Below are 17,227 nucleotides of genomic sequence, written 5' to 3' on the forward strand. Positions count from 1 at the left end.
TGGCTTAGTGCCGTGGGCGGTTTTGTTATACATGCAAGTCAGGAACGAATTAAAAAGTCGTTAGAGGGATGCCCGGGAACGTACCGTTAACAGCTTCGGCAAAGAAAGACAGTCCCGTAATCCGGCTGCCGCTTGGGACGAGGGGAGAGGTGGAAGGATTCAACGGATAACCGTTACCGTTAAAGGCAAGCTGATGATAAGCGGTCAGCCCGCTTCCGCCGCCGGATACTTGCATAATGATGTCATGCCAACCATTACTCACTTGGCTGCTTACTATGATTGGAGGTTGAACTAGCGTGAACCTGGAGACGACGGCGTAATCGCCGTTTGGTACCTCTTGCTTGAGCACAACCGCACTGCAGCCGCCTGATCCGCATAGGGTCGATCCCTTCAAATATACGAGAACTTCAGGCGTTTGATCGCCGTCGAGATCGATTCGGTTGTAGTAATAATTCAATTGATCTACCCCTTGCGTAAGTCCGTAAAAGGTTGAGATTGTCTTCTCAAGCTTAACATCCTTCGTCCTTTCTGATGGAGCGGATTCAACAGTCGACAGGTCTACATCTTGACGGCCATTTAGTTTGCGCATCGTCAGAACATAAGTTGCTCCATTGTAATTATAGATGGTCGATGCTTCCTCCAGGCTTGGTGTCCATTCCCGCATGAGCAAATCCTGGTTAATATCGGACAAGTACATGTTTTCCCTCATTTCTGTCAATATCCGTTCATTATATGCGCCTAAACGATAGAAGTACCTAACATTGATATACACGGACACGTTACATTCATAATGGAATGGGATTCATTTAAAATTTTGTGAATGTGTGATTTCTATCTCGTACAAATGTGATATTATAGCGTTAGTAGTTATAGGACTTTAGTTCTAATTGATAATCGTTCGTATATAGAAAAGATGTAGGGGAGGATTTATCTTCTTACTATGATGAACGAAATGTTTATCCATGTTATTATTATTTTGTTTCCGATCTTTATAAACTCCTTTTTTTATACGAACAGACGGTTCACTAAACGCAATATTTATTACATATTAAATGGATTGCTATTCGGCTTATCATCCGTGCTATGCATGTCATTGACGATAACGATAACCGAAGGTTTCGAATGGGATTTGCGATTGATTCCTATCCTGGTAGCGATATTATATGGCGGACGAAATTACTTGTCGGGCATAGTGGCTTCGATTGTCATGCTCCTCTACCGTGTCACAGTTGGCGGTGATGATATCGTTATCGCCCTTGTTTGTTTCCTTTGGTTCGCTCTGCCGTGTTTTTTGATGGCGAAGTCCTTCCTTAACTACCCGCCTAAAAAAAGGGTATACACGAGCATTGCGCTCACGCTCTACTCCAACGGAATCATTAGCGCGATATTGCTTTATTACACGTCAGCGAATCAGATTGAGTTAGTTTGGAAGTCGGAGGGTGTTTTATTCTTCCTCATCATTGGCGTTCTTGCCCTGTTCAGCATCGCTGTTTCTTCGCTTCTCTATGAGAATATGATCGAGAGGAACGCCATGCGTCATGAATTGGAGCAAAGCGAGAAGCTGAAGATCGTCAGCCAATTGGCAGCATCCGTAGCCCATGAGGTGAGAAATCCGTTAACCGTGGTGAAAGGATTTCTCCAATTGTTTAAGGAAACCGCCGACGATAACAAAAAAAATTTCTTGCAAATCGCTCTCTCAGAGCTTGAGCGTGCCGAGTTCATAATTACGGATTACTTAAACCTTGCCAAGCCGCATGTCGAACATATGGAGAAATTACATGTGCCGGACTTTCTTCAGCATACGGTGGAAATGATGTATTCCTACGGCCTCATCAAAAATGTAGAGCTTAAGCTCGTTATAACCGAGGAAGAGCTATACATAATGGCTGATAAGACAAAGCTGTCGCAGGTTATCATTAATTTGATCAAGAACGGCGTGGAAGCGATTGAGGAATCGGGAACGGTGACGATCAGAGGTAAGAAGGATGGCGATCTGGGTCTGATCGAAATTGTCGATACAGGAATTGGTATGTCGGAGGAGACGATCGCGAATATCGGCACACCTTTCTTTACAACGAAGGAAAGCGGTACAGGACTAGGAACGCTCATCTCCATTAGACTAATAGAGGCAATGAGCGGGAAAATTAAATTCGCGAGTAACCCCGGGGCGGGTACGAAGGTCACTTTAACTTTTCATTTATTCAGAAGCACCTTTTCATAGACAAGCTCTCATGAAATAAAACAGTCCGTTCCTCAAGGGAAGCGGACTGTTTTCATTTTGGTGTGGTTCTAATTGTCGCTTATTCAGGTATTCGTCTTAGTATCTGCCGAATACTCCACAACTGCAAGCTATGATTACTAACAGAATGAAGAGAACCAGGATTGTACCCGTGTTCGTGAAGGCACCGCCAACATAACCGGACATTACTCATGCACCTCCTTGCGTTTTGAGTACACCATATCTTATGCATACTCAGCAGGAAGTGCTTGGGTGTTTGACGGGGAGGCACATGACGGTATGGCAACTGTCATGACATGATGATTGTACCGTAAAGTGCTGAGCGCTTCACAACGTTGATCAGTGCTTAGCCAAAAGTCTCGCCACTGTCCAAGTTGAATTGCCATTCGATGCCGAAGCGGTCGCGAACGCTGCCATACAATTGGCTCCAGAACGTCTTCTGCAGCTCCATGACGACTGTGCCGCCTTCTTTCAGCTTATGGAAGGTAGACGTGATGGTCTCCTGATCTTTATGTACAAGGGCGAGGCTGAAGTTGTTGCCTTGCGTGAACGGCATACCCGGAAATACATCGGAGAACATGACGTTGCTGCCGTAAATGTTAAGTCTTGTATGCATAACGAGATTTTTGGCTTCCTCCGGAAGCGGATAGTCCGGGTGCGGCGGCGTCTCGCCAAATGTCATAATCTGAGGCAGTTCTAAACCAAACACCTCTGCGTAGAAAGTTACTGCTTCTCGAGTGTTACCGTCAAAATTCAGATAGACATCAACGGACATAGTAATCGCTCCTCTATTCTCAATGTTATGCTTGTACTGCGTCACTATTGTAGCAATATTGGGTAAGAAATACAAAATAGCAAAACAGGAAATCGTATTCGATTTCCTGCTTGCTGCAATTGCTATTATGTAGGAAAGCCTGAATGATCAGGCCCCCCCTGGAATCTTAGCAAAAAGGTTTCCATTTTTTGTGATGCTCTTTTTTCTTCCAGCAATGATGAACTTTTTTGCCGCAAGAATGCTCTTTTTTGCCGTAGAAATGATGCTCTTTCTTACAGCCGTGAGAATGCTCCTTCTTGCCGTAGTCGTAAGAAGGGCGCTCTTTTTTACAGCCATGCGCTCTTTTGCCGTGGTGCTCTTTTTTCCACGATTTTTTGAACACAGGTTTGAAGCATTTTTTACCATAGTATCCCATTCGAATCTCCTCCTTCTTTTAGAAGTTAATGCAGTTTATTCGCTAGGTTGCAGATTCGATTGGACGAGTGCGTTTAATAGAATAAAATAGGTTTTCATTGATAGATACTTATGTATTGTGATTCCGATTGTCACGAGTTTGTAAGAAGATCAGCGTAATATAGCGTCTGTAGGAACAAGCTATAGAACAGGAGTGATCGTAAATGTCGATATTGCGCACAGTGGACTTGAAGAAGATATACGGATCGCAGCAGAATGAGGTCAAAGCGCTCGACGGCGTAAGTATAGAGATCCAAGAGGGCGAATTCGCTGCAATCGTGGGGATGTCGGGAAGCGGGAAGTCAACGTTATTGCATATGCTAGGCGGACTTGATCGTGCATCCAGCGGCCAAGTGTTCGTGGATGGGAAAGCGATCTTCGATATGAGCGACGACGACTTGACGGTATTCAGACGACGAAAGATCGGATTCGTATTCCAGCAATACAACTTAGTACCGATTCTTAATGTATATGAAAATATCGTGCTTCCGATCGAGCTTGACGGAAACGCTATCGATAAGCTGTTTCTTGATCATATCGTTAAAACGCTAGGTTTAGCGGATAAGCTGGACAAGCTGCCGAATCAGCTGTCCGGCGGACAACAGCAGCGTGTCGCGATCGCTAGGGCGCTTGCTACGAAACCTTCGATTGTGCTGGCAGACGAGCCTACAGGCAACTTGGACAGCAAGACAAGTCAAGAAGTAATCGGACTGTTGAAAGTGACTAGCAAACAATTCAATCAGACGATCGTCATGATTACGCATAGCGAGGAAATTGCTCAGCTTGCCGATAGCATAGTACGCATCGCGGACGGCAAGGTCGTAGGAGGGAAACGGCTGTGATGTTTCCCAATTCGAATAAACGGATCATTAAGACGCTTACAAGCAGAAGTCTGAAAGCGAATCGTTCCCGCAATCGGTATGTCATTCTAGCCATCGTCATGACCGCTTGGCTGCTCACCTCCGTATTCAGCATCGGTATGAGCTATATGAAGTCGTTCAGCATGCAAGATCAGAAGTTTCTAGGTACGAAAGCGGATGTTGCATTCGTCAATCCTGCGCAGGAACAATTAGACAAGCTAGCTAACCTCCCGTATGTGAAGAAGATTGGTCTCGACTACGAGGTAGCGCGGCTTGCGACAACCGAGAATGGAGCCTATAAGGCATCCTTTCACCTGTATGATGATTCAGAATGGAACATTATGAAAGCGCCATTGCTTGGAGGGAAGACGAATGGCTACCCGCAGCAGCGCAATGAGGTGCTTATGCCTAAATGGCTGCTGGATGAGATGGGGTTAACGGAACCGATAGTCGGGATGAAGCTGGACTTGTCCTATCTTGCCGGCAACGACGCTAAGTGGACCGTGCGCAAGGAAAGCTTCGTGCTTAGCGGCTGGTATGACGATTATACGCAAATGTTCTCGGACAATTCGGGCAAAATACTCGTTTCGAAGTCTTTCGCGGAAGCATTGGGACCTGAGCATAGAATGAATGGCGTTGCCTCCATTATGTTCAAAGGAGGCACTTCACAAGATGAAGGGATTAGGAAACTGGAGAACGACCTTGCACTCCAAGAAGGTCAGGACGTATATGCTTACTCTAGAACAGTAGAGGACGGTTCGTTATCGACGTGGTTCGGTACGGTGGGTGTGTCGTTGATCGTTATGTTCAGCGGTTACCTGCTTATATACAATGTGCTTTATATTTCGGTATCGACGGATACGAAATTTTATGGCTTATTGAAGACGATTGGCATGACACGCAGGCAAGTGAAGAAGCTTGTAAATGGGCAAGCGCATCGATTAATGTGGATCGGCATTCCGATTGGATTATTATTAGGCGCGATAACTTCTTACCTTGTCGTACCGTTCGCCCTTAGCATGTTCAGTCTTGAAACGGAAGTCGAGATTTCCTTTCATCCTCTCATCTACATGGGTGCAGCACTATTCGCAGTGGTCACAACGATGGCAGGCTCAAGGAAACCAGCACGTATAGCGAGCAAAATATCGGCCGTAGAAGCGTCGAAATATGTTCGTGCCGGCTCGAAGAAAAGCAGGAGCGGCTCGAAGCTGCACCGCATGGCATGGCGAAATATTTTCCGCGATAAGAAGAGAGCAACGACGGTATTTCTGTCGCTTGTCCTTGGCCTGACTACTTTCTTAACCATCAATACGCTCATTCTGAGCATGAGCACAGACAACTTCATCGGCGATTATGTGGCTAACGATTTCGAATTAATTAATAAATCGGCAGAAGGCTATAATGGAGAAGTTCGACAGCTATTCACGGATAAGCTCCTTTCCTCCATAGAGCAAATTGACGGCATTCAGCAGATACGCAGGATGTATATGTCGCAAGCTTTCCCGGAATATACGCCAGAGGTGTTCGGCAAGCATGTAGATGAGTTCACGACGAGATATGGCGCAGAGAGGCCGACAGATGAGATGCTGCAGCAAGATGAATACATGTTCTCTTCGCGGCTCGTAGGCATCGAAACGAAGTATATCGAGGAGCTTAACGAAACGCTTGATACGCCAATCGATATGGAACGGTTCGATAATGGCGAGATCGCGCTGCTTGATATGAGCCAACAATCGCTCAAGCTGGGCGATAACTTCAATCTTAAGCTGCCTAATGACGACCGGAATCATTCGTTCGAAATCGGCGGCATTGCGGAACAGCCGTTCAAGCTCATGTTCGGCGGTCTTGCTCCGAATATTTACATTAGCGAGAAGGCAATGAAGCAATTGATTGCAGATCCGATTATTTATAAAATGAATATGTCAGCCGACAAGGAGGATCATCCAGCCATTCAGGAGCAGTTGGAACGATTGACGGCAGGTTCTCGCGACATATCGCTGGAGTCGAAGCAGCAGTGGATTGAAATGATGGAAAGCGCGAAGCTGATGTTCTACATTCTTGGCGGAGCGATCACGCTTATTCTGGCGTTCATCGGGATTATGAACTTTGTGAGTACGATGTTCACAAGCGTCGTTATTAGGCGCAACGAATTCGCTATCATGGAGAGCATCGGCATGACGAGCAAGCAGCTGCTGTTCGAAGGATTGGGCTACGCCGTTATTTCCTCCTTGCTCGTGTCCACACTAGGAAGCTTGGTGAGCTACGGAGCATATAAGTTGTTCAGTCAAGAGGCGACTTATGCGGTTTTTGAATATCCTCTGATTCCGCTCATCATTATACTGCTCATTGTCTTTGGCGTATGTCTGACCGCGCCGATTATCGCGTATAATCAGACGAGAAAAACCAGCATTGTGGAACGGATGAAGGAAGCAAGCTAATCATGCAACAGATAGGGAGGTGAACACGCGATATGGCAACCATTGTCGTTGTTGAGGATGACCGGCTGCTGAATGAAGGACTAGCCTTTGCACTCGAAAAGGAGCGGTACGAGGTATGGTCTGCATATACAGCCTCTCAGGCAATAGAGTTGTGGAGAAGTCGCGACGTTCATCTCCTTATCCTAGATATTCATTTGCCCGATCGCAGCGGGATTGAGCTCTGCAAACAAATTCGCGAGACGTCGGATGTGCCGATCCTGTTCTTAACGGCTAACGATACAGAGCAGGATATCGTGAACGGCTTCTTATCCGGCGCGGACGACTATATTGCCAAGCCGTTCAGCATGGCGGTATTGAATCAGCGTGTCAAGGCTGTCCTTCGCCGTGGCGGTGAGGAATCGATCGACAGGTTCGTATACAAGGATTTAACGGTTTATTATGATAAAATGAAAGTATTAAAGGGAAACGAGGAGATTAAGCTTACCTCGAATGAATACAAGCTGCTGTCTATTCTCACACGCAATAGCAAGCAGATTTTGACGAGACAGATGATTCTCGAAAAGCTATGGGATCTGGACGGCGCGTTCGTCGACGAGAACACGTTAAGCGTCAATATTAAGCGTCTGCGAGGCAAGATCGAGGACGACCCTAAGAACAGTATTTATATCAAAACCGTATTCGGAATCGGTTATACATGGGGAGATTAGAAAGTGAAGAGCTCCTTTACTCGTATTATTCTAATAAGCTACGGGCTGTATGCAATGGCATACGGCCTGTTTCTATATGCGTTGCTGGAACTTGATGCAGGCCGCAAGCTGATCTTTTTATCCAGCATGTTCGCCATTGTCGGAGCGGTAATTCTCGTCTTCTTCATGCTTGCTATTAGAAGGCAAATGGGTGACGTATTGACGAAGCTGTCGCTGACGATTCAATCCATCATCGATCGGGAGGATCGCGAGCTGTTCTCCACGGTAGAAGACAACTTGTTGTCCAAGCTGCAAGTGCAGGTGATCAAGCTGTCACGGATACTGAAGATGCAGAGTCTTAAAGCGAAAGAAGAAAATGAAGAAATGAAGACGCTCATATCCGATATTGCCCATCAGTTGAAGACGCCGCTTGCGAACTTGAACATGTATGTAAGCCTGCTGGGAGACCGTCATTTGCCGCCGCAGAAGCGGGAATCGTTCATTGTCATATTGGCGAATCAGACCGATAAGCTGAGCTGGCTAATGGAAAGTTTAATCAAAATGTCGCGTCTAGAAAGCGGTATCGTTGCGATTAGGCAGGAGACAAGCAGTATTAACAGCACGGTATTATCCGCCATTAAGCAGATATATCCAGTTGCTGAACGGCAGGGTATCGTGATTGAATTCGAGTCGCAGCAAGAGACAAAGGTGTCTCATGATAGTAAGTGGACGGCTGAAGCGATCTTCAATGTACTCGATAATGCGGTCAAATACGGACGTGATTCCGGTACGATTAAAGTCTCGGTTCAACCCTACGAGATGTTCGTTCGCATCGATATTGAGGATCAAGGCAGCGGTATTGAAGAGAGCGAGATCAGCGATATATTCAAGCGCTTTTACCGGGGGAGAGAAGCGAGCGAGACGCAAGGCGTAGGGATCGGTCTCTATCTGGCCCGCAAAATTATTACCGATCAGTCGGGCTATATGAAAGTTACGTCCGATATAGGCAAAGGCAGTATATTCTCTATTTATCTTCCGATTTAGCGATGAAGGAGGTATAATGAATGGGGCTGTACGACTTAGGATGAAGAAAGAAGGATTTCACTTGGAAAATTACGAAGTATTATTAGCAGAGTTGCTTGAGCAGGAATCCGAATTACAGTTCACCTCTTTCTCGAATCAAACAGCTGTACAGATTGGCAGCGCTATTCTCGCGAAAGCGCAAAATGAGAACAAACTTATTGTCGTAGACATCAGGAAGAATGGTCAGCTGCTATTCCACGCGAAAATGGATGGTACTGGAGCTGGACATGATCGCTGGATCGAACGTAAAAATAACGTTGTCAAACATTTTGGACATAGCTCCTACTATATGCACGTGCTGTACAAATCATGGAATACCAACGTGAAGGACAGCGAATATCTCGATCCGATGGAATATGCGACGGAAGGCGGAAGCTTCCCGATCATCATAAAAAACGCGGGATCTGTCGGTACGATTACGGTATCCGGGCTGGAAGGCCATATGGATCATGAGATGATTACGACAACGCTAACCAAACTATTGAAATCGTAGATAAAGATAATAAGGCACGATAAGAAGACACTAACTCTGCAGTTAGTGTCTTCGTTAACTTCCATAGAAAAGAATGTGATCATATTGATTCCGATTCGTTTGCGAACGCAGATGAGTGCGTATTTGAATAAGTATTTGACTGGCGAGTCGATGGATTACAAGGCGATTATCGCTTTGTATATCCCGATTCTGATCGATCAGGCGTTTATCGTCGGACTGAATCTCGTGAACACCGCGATGATCAGCTCCTCCGGCGTATCGGCGGTTAGCGCAGTCAATATGGTCGATTCCTTGAATTTATTTCTTATTAACGTTTTCGTAGCCGTAGCAACCGGGGGCACTGTCGTCGTAGCGCAATACAAAGGGAGCGGGAACAATCAGATGGTGTCTCGCGCCACTTCGGGCAGTATTGCTTCCGTCTCCTTGCTCTCCGTAGTAATCGGGCTGCTCATCATTGCTTTGCATAATCCGCTGCTGCGCTTACTGTTCGGTTCCGCGTCCGCAGAAGTGCTGGATAGTGCAAGAATATATCTTATAGGGAGCGGCATTTCTTTCCTTGGGCTGGCGATTGTCCAAGCCGTATGCGGCGCGCTTAGAGGGGTCGGGAAGAGCCGCGCTTCGCTCGCGCTATCGTTAATTATGAACCTGCTGTATGTGCTGCTTAACATTGTATTCATTACGATGCTGAATATGGGTGTTATGGGGATGACGATTGCGATCAATATCGCCAGGTTTGCCGGGGCGGCTTGCGCGATCTATTATTTGTTCAAAATGGATGGGACGATGCATCTGCGCTTGCGCGATATGTTCCATGTTCCGATCTCCATGCTGAAGAAGATTATGTCCATCGGACTGCCATTCGCCGCCGAGCAGATGTTCTTCAACGGCGGCAAGCTGCTCACCCAGGTGTTCATCGTTAGCCTAGGAACGTACGCGATTGCTACGAACGCGATTGCATCTGTACTGACCGGTCTCCTGCAAATTCCAGGTGCTGCATTGTCGTTAACGATCGTCACCGTTGTCGGTCAATGTATTGGACGAGGCGATGTGGCCGATGCGCGCAAGTTCGTCAAGTCGTTCCTATGGATAGCATCGCTCATGTTATTCGTGATGGGGATTATTCTTATGCCGTTCTATCCATTATTGGTAGGGTTGTTCGAACCTCCTGCCGAAATTGTAGACGACATCTTCTGGGTGCTGCTTCTAACAGCAATCGTGCAAATCCCGTTGTGGGCGATGAGCTTTATATTGCCGTCTGCGCTGCGGGCGGCTGGCGATTCCCGATTCACTTCGCTGTCTTCGATGCTTAGCATGTGGTTATTCCGCGTCATACTAGGATACTTGCTGGGCATTACAGCGGGCTTAGGCATTATGGGAGTATGGATTGCAATGAACTGTGAATGGGGCGTACGCGGAGCGATCTTCCTATGGCGCTTCCGCGGGAAGAAGTGGTATAAGCATAAGCTAATATGAAGCAATTGAACGATTGGAAAGACGACTCGCTTAACGCTTGGCGTCTTTCTTTGTTGCAACCCCTGCAGCATCGGACACGAAAAGTCGGAACGGTCGGCATTATATTTGTTACTTTATAGTTGCGGAAGAAGAAAGGAAGGAGTCATACCGAATGCTTGAATCTATGAATGCAGCGTTAAATTATATTGAGGAACATCTGGCGGATGATATCGACTTCAAGGAGGCATCGCGGCTAGCCTTTTGTTCGGAGTTTCATTTTAAGAAAATGTTCTCGTTTCTTGCAGGAGTGCCGCTGTCCGAATACATTCGCCGCAGACGCTTAACGCTAGCCGCCTTTGAGCTTAAGGACAGCTCCGTGAGGGTTATTGACGTGGCGGTTAAATACGGATATCAATCGCCGGATTCCTTCTCGAGAGCGTTCCTGAGCATGCATGGTATAACTCCAACCGAAGCGAGGGTTAATGGGCAGCCGCTGCTTGCATATCCTCGTATGACCTTCCAGCTCACTATCAAAGGGGTAAGTGCAATGAATTATCGTATTGAGAAAAAAGAAGCTTTTCGCATCGTAGGCATTATGAAGCGGGTTCCCATTCAATTCGAAGGAGTGAATCCTGAGATTGCAGCGATGTGGGGAAGCTTGAATGAGGAGAAGATCGTGCAGTTTAAAGGCTTATCCAACACGCAGCCATTCGGGTTAATCAGCGCATCGGTTAATTTCTCCGAAGAGCGGATGGAGGAGAAAGGAGGGCTCGATCATTATATCGGTGCGGCGACGACTTTGGCATGTCCGGATGATCTGGCGAGCTTGGAAGTGCCGGCATGCGACTGGGCGGTGTTCGAGGCGGTGGGTCCGTTTCCCCAAACGCTGCAAGAAATATGGGGCCGCATCTATTCCGAGTGGTTCCCTTCCTCGAGCTATGAGCAAATTAACGGACCTGAGCTGCTGTGGAATGAAAGCAAGGATGTCTCCTCTCCGAATTATCGAAGCGAAATATGGATACCCGTTGCGAAGCGAGTTCTCGAGCAGCAATAATGGAAATACTGCAATGGAGTGTAGAAAGAGATGTCGAAGATCGACATCTCTTTTTGTTTGTGAGTTAACAGACTGAAGGTTCTTCATTAATTTAACGGACAGAATACCTACAGGCGCATATAGAGAACGGGTAACGATAGTGATAAAGCTAGATGGATGAGCATGCGCTACGGTAGCCTGTTTAATTTATTAAACTAAAAGGCAGGTATGTTTTGGTAATATCACGAATTCATTGACATTAGAGAGGTGTTATTGAATGAACTTTTTAAAGCGTTGTGTATGGATAGAAGCTGAATTATGGGCAGAAGGTTCATTGGTTTGTGACGATGAAAATACCGATGTTATTGTTACTTTTCCAAATCGCTCCAAATGGATTGCTAGTCTTTTCACCTACAAGAATATTGAGACATTGAGGCAAAAGAACATTCAATCAGGAGAATGTATGAATGGTTTATATTTTTGGTCCAGTGACATGGTTTTAATTGACGTTATAAGCAGGCAGAGCATTGAACAGCTTATCGACCATCTATTTATACAAGGCAATTTTCAGTCAGTCTTTAAACGATACCCTGATATTGATACGGACGCAGATCACTGAACCAAAAGTGAGTTTCATTAATGAAAGGAATGGGATCAGATGGGCACCGATATTCATGTGTTTATTGAGCAGAAAACAATCAATAAAGACAATCCTTTGATAACTGAATGGATAAGCATAGACAAATGGACGCAAAACCCTCATTTTGAGGAAACATGGATTTTAAAACCTTACTGGAGGGATAGAAATTATCTCTTATTTGCGATACTAGCGGATGTAAGAAATCATTATGATATCCATCCTATTTCGTTACCAAAGGGACTGCCTGACGATGTAAGCCCAGAAGTGAAAAATCGAAGTGATATAGAAGGTGAGGATGCACATACCAGAAGTTGGCTTACTTTAAAAGAACTTCTCGAATATGATTGGCAACAAAATTTCGAGGATGACAATAATGAATTTTTTCCTCTAGCGGCGATGGTAATTCCTTTTGTGAATGAGTTTATCCCCCGTTTGATCAAAATTGACGAGCCAGAAAATATCCGTATGGTCTTTTGGTTTGATAATTAGTACAACTGATTTTGCTAACAGGCTAGAGATCAGTAGAGTGGTGGAAAGTACATTATTCTGGGGTTTATAGAAAGAAGGTGCGTCGAATGAAATTCAAATTTTATAATGACACTGGAAGACTAATCAGTATTCACTTTGGTACGGAGATAAGTGGCATTAAGTGTGATATGGACAAAATTAAGCCATTTGAAATAAGGACATTTCTGCTTCCCACTGGAACATATCCGTGGGTGAAATTATGGGATTATGGTGAAGAAAGGGGTTTATCAATTTTAGTATCAGCTCAAGTTGATGATTAACCTAACGGTGAACGATCAATCAACAAAAACAAAAAGACAACAGTCTAGAAATGACCGGTTGCCTTTCTTCATCTACATGAAATTAACTATATCTCTATGGCAGTCCATGATTATTATATTCGGCCTATCGTCATAGCTGCTTCAGTTGGGGCTAACGTCTCCTATTATCGTTCCGAGCGGTCTTGATCCACAAACAAGGCTTGTTCTTTATTGAAATAATAACGCCGATAGTTGTTGATGTGTCCGAAAAAATAGCGCGAGACGCTAATAATACGCTTCACATTTAGGTCTTTGATGTACCAAAGCGATCGGATCACTTTCTTCTGCTTATAAAGCTTATCGATCTCGATCGACAACGCCGGATCGGTGACGTAGCGCTTCAATACCATTCTCGGCACGTTAGTCCATAGTGCGGTAGCTTGGCCGTATTTGCAATCGATGTCTTCGCCGTTAACGACTTGACTTATGAGCGCTGATATCATATTCAATCCGGCCCCCCGTACGAACAAACTACTTCTGCCTAATCGCGGGTTGATTTCGAACATCATGTATTTACCCGTCCTGCTGTCGAACTTCATGTCGATATTGGAAAATCCGACATAACCGATTTTCTCCAAGAATGCCCTAACCTTCTCATATATGTCCATATCTGAGCGGCTAATGATAGCGGCGTAGTTGCCTAGCGTATTCGGCGCATATTCTTCGAGCACAGGTTGACCGAGACACATCATTTTCACGTTTCCACTATCATCGGAGTAGCTGTTGATCACTCGCATTGCGCTATCGCCGCCGGGAATAAACTCTTGTATGATTAGTTTGCCGTTATAGCCGGATGTATTCATGTTGCTGATCATCGCTAAATAATCTTCTCGATTGTTAAAGAAGAACACTTTCTTTTTGCCTTCGAAGTAACAATGAAGGTATTCATAGGCATTGCTATTCTCAGGTTTTACAACAATCGGAAATTGAAATTCCATGCGTTCCAAAGCATGTTCACGCTCATTCGGCTCACAAACAAGCGTCTTCGGATAATCCAAACCGAACCGATCGCACAATTCATAGAACTTGTCTTTAGTATCGAGCGTTTCCAACAACCTGTCGGATAGAAAATGATTTGCGATCAATCCATTGAATTTGCCATAGTGGCGCGACAACATCCCGGCATAGTAATCAGAACAAGGTATGACGATCAGTTTCTTGTTCGAGGAGGCGTGGTTCTCCAAGATGGACAACAACGCGCCGGGGAAAACATCCTCTTGGTCGAAGCGGTCGATTTGGATAAGATCGAACAAGTTGCTGTGCCTGGTTGGAATCAACAGCCTGGTACAAACCAGGAGAGGTCTGATCTGATAGGTTTCATGGATAAGTCTGACGTTGCCATAGGCATTCTCATCACTGCCAAGTATAATTGCTACAAAATCTTTATGATTCATAAATTCCCCTCGTTCAACAAATTCTTCGTTCTTTGCTCAAATGTTCTAACACGGCGGAGGCGAATGGAGTCGTTGGGGATACGAAATGACGATAAAATCAAGAGAGGTATCAACTGAGAGCTGTTTATGGGCAATAAATTTGCTTTCTAAAAAGAGATGATGCCACAAAGACACCATCCCTACGTATGATGAAACAAGCAATCTTAAATTCCTTACTCCTGCGGGATCGCACTTTCATCCATAAAGCCGATTTCCCAATGATGACCGTCTAGATCTAGGAAGCTTCTCTGATACATGAAGCCGAGATCTTGTGTGTCTTTTGCAATAATGCCACCAGCTGCAATCGCGCTGTTAACTAACTTGTCCACTTTTTCGCGGCTCTCGACCATTAATGCAATTAAGACTTCGGTCGTTTTGGATGCATCAGAAATCTCTTTATTGGTGAAGGTCTTGAAATACTCTTCAACCAACAACATGGAGTAAATGTTTTCTCCGATGACCATACAAGTTGCATTGTCGTCAGTAAAGTTTGGGTTGAATTCAAAGCCTACTGTGGTGAAAAACCCCATAGATTTCTTCAGGTTTTTTACTGGTAAATTAACAAACATACTTTTGGCTGTTACTGCCATTTCGATCACCTCAAGTATACAGTAGCATTATGATAAATTGGATGTCAAACCAGTAACGTGGGACCATTGCAGATATATAAATCCTTAATAGAAAGCTAAACTTATTGAGGGAGAATTTTAGGTTCCATAAAATATATATTCAGTATTTAGGAGTGATTTTGTAATGTATGGCTACATCGACCGCGAGGGCAACCAGGTGATCCCGCCTATATACGACTATGCTACTTCTTTCAAAGATGGTATAGCTGCTGTTTCCCAGAACAATAAAACGAAGTATATTTCAAAAACCGGCGAAACTTTGCTTGATACAGAGTATTTTGGAGTAAAGAATTTTTCTTGCGGTCGTGCATTGTTTCAACTTAACGGTAAGTTTGGCTATATAGATATACACGGTAAGATTGTTATTCCTCCTAAGTTTAAAGATGCCTATGATTTTTCGGAAGGATACGCCACCGTAGTCGTACCTAATGGTATTACATGGGGGAGAGCATTCATTGATGTAAATGGCAACTTTATAAATGATCAGATATATAATAACTCCATGCACTTCAGAGACGGTATCGTGTCCGTACAGCACCCTTCTGGAAAGCATGGATGCATCAATGCAGCAGGTGAATACGTAATAGATCCTATATCCGAGGACTATATCTCCTTCTCAGATGGGCTTGCTCCTATAAATGTAAAAGGAAAGATTGGATATATTGATTGCAAAGGTCAGATTGTTATTCCACCACAGTTTAGTTATGCTGGTAATTTTAAAGAGGGAATGGCGATAATTATTAAACGTAATAAATTCGGATTCATTAACAGATTAGGTGAAGTCATAGTAGAAACTAAATATAATGACGCAGAGGATTTTTATGAGCAATTGGCCCCGGTCAAACTAGGAAGGAATTGGGGATACCTGAATCCAGACGGAGTATATGCGATTGAACCAAAGTTTAAAGGCGCGTCATGTTTTAGCGAAGGCATAGCATTTGTTTATGAGAAGAAAAATATTACGATGATGAAACGAAACATGGAGATGATAGAGCTAGGGGATCAGTACGAGAGGTTAGAGAGTTTTTCAGAAGGACTCAGCGTAGTGACAATACGAGAAAAAAGAAAAACATATCCTATCACTACTCATAGTACAGAAGTAACTTTCTACAAAGATTAATCGCCGGGATTTGAAGCTGGTGTGATTCATCGCTTCAATAAACTGCTTATAAAATGAATAGAGCCAACGAATGTAAACCCTCTGGCATTATTTTTTATTTAAGATGCTTAGCGCAATAAAGACAGTACGGCAGCCGCTTACTATGATCGGCTGCCATTTTTTGATTTAAGTATCGGTCAGCGCCATTCCAATTGTGGTAATATCAGGTTAAGGGAGAATACTTAAATACTCAAGCATATATTTGGAGGTATTTTCATGAGTAAGAATGCGAAGCGCGATAACCCCACATTGGCATGACATTGTTAAGTAGCAGGCTATGATGTGTTAAGCAACGGGAGATGTTAGAGGATAATTTAACCAAACAGCGAATTGATAGTCTTTATTCTGCCTTGTTGTGGTACGCTCCCATGTAGAAACGACCGAATGGGGAAGTGCTCCAGCAACAAGGAATTCATACGAAAAAGGTTGTTTTAGTTCATTCAAATGATTAAACTAACGGATAATAGTAGGTTCTAATAATCGATGAGTCGAAGAGGGGAAACCGAAAATGAAGACGATTAAGTGCATGATGGAACACTTGTACTGGGCGGACGGACGCATCTTAGACGCGCTCGAGGAGAGTGAGACGAAGAACAAGGATCTTCTGAAGCTGGTTCGGCACATCGCGATCGCGGAACGAGTCTGGCTGTCCCGATTGCAGGGCAAGGGCAGCGCGCAATATTCGTTGTGGGAGGAAGCGGAAGACCTGATGGCGATCCGGATGATCTTCGAAGAAAACGCCGATCAATATCGCGTTTATATCGAAGGGCTGGAGGAATCCGAGTTGGACGAGATGATCGACTATGCGAACCAGAGCGGGGTTCCGTTCCAAACGTCAGTCCGGGACATCCTGTTGCAGGTCCTCTTACATGGACAATATCACCGGGGGCAGATCAACCGGGCACTTCGGATCGAATCGGCAGAGCCTGTCCAAGTCGATTACATCACGTTCGCGAGGCTCTAACAGGCCGGATAATCACCAGCCAGTGTTCGGAATGCTACTTGTTCAGCTAGTGTTAATTTTGAG

Annotated in this window: 19 protein-coding genes; 13 read left to right on the top strand and 6 right to left on the bottom strand. The window is 44.8% G+C overall.

The annotated features are described in order from the left end of the window. Window positions 1–49: 49 nt before the first annotated feature. A complete protein-coding gene (locus V8F51_RS25435) occupies window positions 50–709 on the bottom strand; it encodes a hypothetical protein (protein WP_337103304.1) in 660 nt (219 codons plus the stop codon). 243 nt (window positions 710–952) lie between these two features. On the opposite strand from V8F51_RS25435, the gene V8F51_RS25440 reads away from it, so the two are divergent. Beyond that, window positions 953–2,221, top strand: a complete 1,269-nt coding sequence (locus V8F51_RS25440) for an ATP-binding protein (RefSeq protein WP_337103343.1) — start codon at window positions 953–955, stop codon at window positions 2,219–2,221. Between the two features lie 96 nt (window positions 2,222–2,317). Here the strand turns inward: V8F51_RS25440 and V8F51_RS31625 are convergent, their stop codons facing one another. The 3 genes from V8F51_RS31625 to V8F51_RS25450 all read right to left on the bottom strand — a co-directional run bounded on the left by V8F51_RS31625 (window position 2,318) and on the right by V8F51_RS25450 (window position 3,429). Continuing rightward, the gene (locus tag V8F51_RS31625) at window positions 2,318–2,425 is read right to left on the bottom strand and encodes a YjcZ family sporulation protein (RefSeq protein ID WP_442956487.1); all 108 of its coding nucleotides are present in this window, start codon (window positions 2,423–2,425) and stop codon (window positions 2,318–2,320) included. 160 nt (window positions 2,426–2,585) lie between these two features. Then, entirely contained in the window at window positions 2,586–3,014 is a 429-nt protein-coding gene (locus V8F51_RS25445; protein ID WP_337103305.1) for a VOC family protein, read from the bottom strand. Between the two features lie 166 nt (window positions 3,015–3,180). Continuing rightward, window positions 3,181–3,429, bottom strand: a complete 249-nt coding sequence (locus tag V8F51_RS25450) for a hypothetical protein (RefSeq protein WP_337103306.1) — start codon at window positions 3,427–3,429, stop codon at window positions 3,181–3,183. Between the two features lie 202 nt (window positions 3,430–3,631). Here V8F51_RS25450 and V8F51_RS25455 point away from each other — a divergent pair, with 202 nt between their 5' ends. The 10 genes from V8F51_RS25455 to V8F51_RS25500 all read left to right on the top strand — a co-directional run bounded on the left by V8F51_RS25455 (window position 3,632) and on the right by V8F51_RS25500 (window position 12,940). Continuing rightward, window positions 3,632–4,309 (top strand): ABC transporter ATP-binding protein, encoded by a 678-nt coding sequence (locus tag V8F51_RS25455; protein ID WP_337103307.1) that lies wholly within the window; start codon window positions 3,632–3,634, stop codon window positions 4,307–4,309. Next, window positions 4,309–6,765 (top strand): ABC transporter permease, encoded by a 2,457-nt coding sequence (locus tag V8F51_RS25460; protein WP_337103344.1) that lies wholly within the window; start codon window positions 4,309–4,311, stop codon window positions 6,763–6,765. Before V8F51_RS25455 ends, V8F51_RS25460 begins: the two co-directional genes overlap by 1 nt. 32 nt (window positions 6,766–6,797) lie before the next feature. After that, the gene (locus tag V8F51_RS25465; RefSeq protein WP_337103308.1) at window positions 6,798–7,472 is read left to right on the top strand and encodes a response regulator transcription factor; all 675 of its coding nucleotides are present in this window, start codon (window positions 6,798–6,800) and stop codon (window positions 7,470–7,472) included. Between the two features lie 3 nt (window positions 7,473–7,475). Further along, complete coding sequence (locus tag V8F51_RS25470) at window positions 7,476–8,495, top strand: sensor histidine kinase (RefSeq protein ID WP_337103309.1); 1,020 nt, start codon at window positions 7,476–7,478, stop codon at window positions 8,493–8,495. 40 nt (window positions 8,496–8,535) lie between these two features. Beyond that, on the top strand, window positions 8,536–9,027 hold the full coding sequence (locus V8F51_RS25475; protein ID WP_337103310.1) for a heme-degrading domain-containing protein: 492 nt from the start codon (window positions 8,536–8,538) through the stop codon (window positions 9,025–9,027). Between the two features lie 111 nt (window positions 9,028–9,138). Then, window positions 9,139–10,500 (top strand): MATE family efflux transporter, encoded by a 1,362-nt coding sequence (locus tag V8F51_RS25480; RefSeq protein ID WP_337103311.1) that lies wholly within the window; start codon window positions 9,139–9,141, stop codon window positions 10,498–10,500. A 151-nt stretch (window positions 10,501–10,651) separates the two neighbouring features. Beyond that, entirely contained in the window at window positions 10,652–11,533 is an 882-nt protein-coding gene (locus V8F51_RS25485) for an AraC family transcriptional regulator (RefSeq protein ID WP_337103312.1), read from the top strand. Between the two features lie 256 nt (window positions 11,534–11,789). Then, entirely contained in the window at window positions 11,790–12,131 is a 342-nt protein-coding gene (locus tag V8F51_RS25490; RefSeq protein WP_337103313.1) for a hypothetical protein, read from the top strand. 39 nt (window positions 12,132–12,170) lie between these two features. Beyond that, window positions 12,171–12,641, top strand: coding sequence for a hypothetical protein (locus tag V8F51_RS25495; protein ID WP_337103314.1), 471 nt, complete (start codon window positions 12,171–12,173; stop codon window positions 12,639–12,641). 86 nt (window positions 12,642–12,727) lie between these two features. Then, on the top strand, window positions 12,728–12,940 hold the full coding sequence (locus tag V8F51_RS25500) for a hypothetical protein (protein ID WP_337103315.1): 213 nt from the start codon (window positions 12,728–12,730) through the stop codon (window positions 12,938–12,940). A 164-nt stretch (window positions 12,941–13,104) separates the two neighbouring features. Here V8F51_RS25500 and V8F51_RS25505 read toward each other — a convergent pair whose 3' ends face one another. Then, window positions 13,105–14,373, bottom strand: a complete 1,269-nt coding sequence (locus V8F51_RS25505) for a carboxylate--amine ligase (RefSeq protein ID WP_337103316.1) — start codon at window positions 14,371–14,373, stop codon at window positions 13,105–13,107. 212 nt (window positions 14,374–14,585) lie between these two features. After that, window positions 14,586–15,002 (bottom strand): VOC family protein, encoded by a 417-nt coding sequence (locus V8F51_RS25510; protein WP_337103317.1) that lies wholly within the window; start codon window positions 15,000–15,002, stop codon window positions 14,586–14,588. A 163-nt stretch (window positions 15,003–15,165) separates the two neighbouring features. Between V8F51_RS25510 and V8F51_RS25515 the strand changes: the two genes are divergently transcribed. After that, window positions 15,166–16,161: a WG repeat-containing protein gene (locus tag V8F51_RS25515; protein ID WP_337103318.1), complete on the top strand. Its 996-nt coding sequence runs from the start codon at window positions 15,166–15,168 to the stop codon at window positions 16,159–16,161. A 547-nt stretch (window positions 16,162–16,708) separates the two neighbouring features. After that, entirely contained in the window at window positions 16,709–17,164 is a 456-nt protein-coding gene (locus V8F51_RS25520) for a DinB family protein (protein ID WP_337103319.1), read from the top strand. Window positions 17,165–17,227: the final 63 nt, after the last annotated feature.

This window comes from Paenibacillus sp. YIM B09110 (genome assembly GCF_037167145.1).
GTDB lineage: Bacteria > Bacillota > Bacilli > Paenibacillales > Paenibacillaceae > Pristimantibacillus.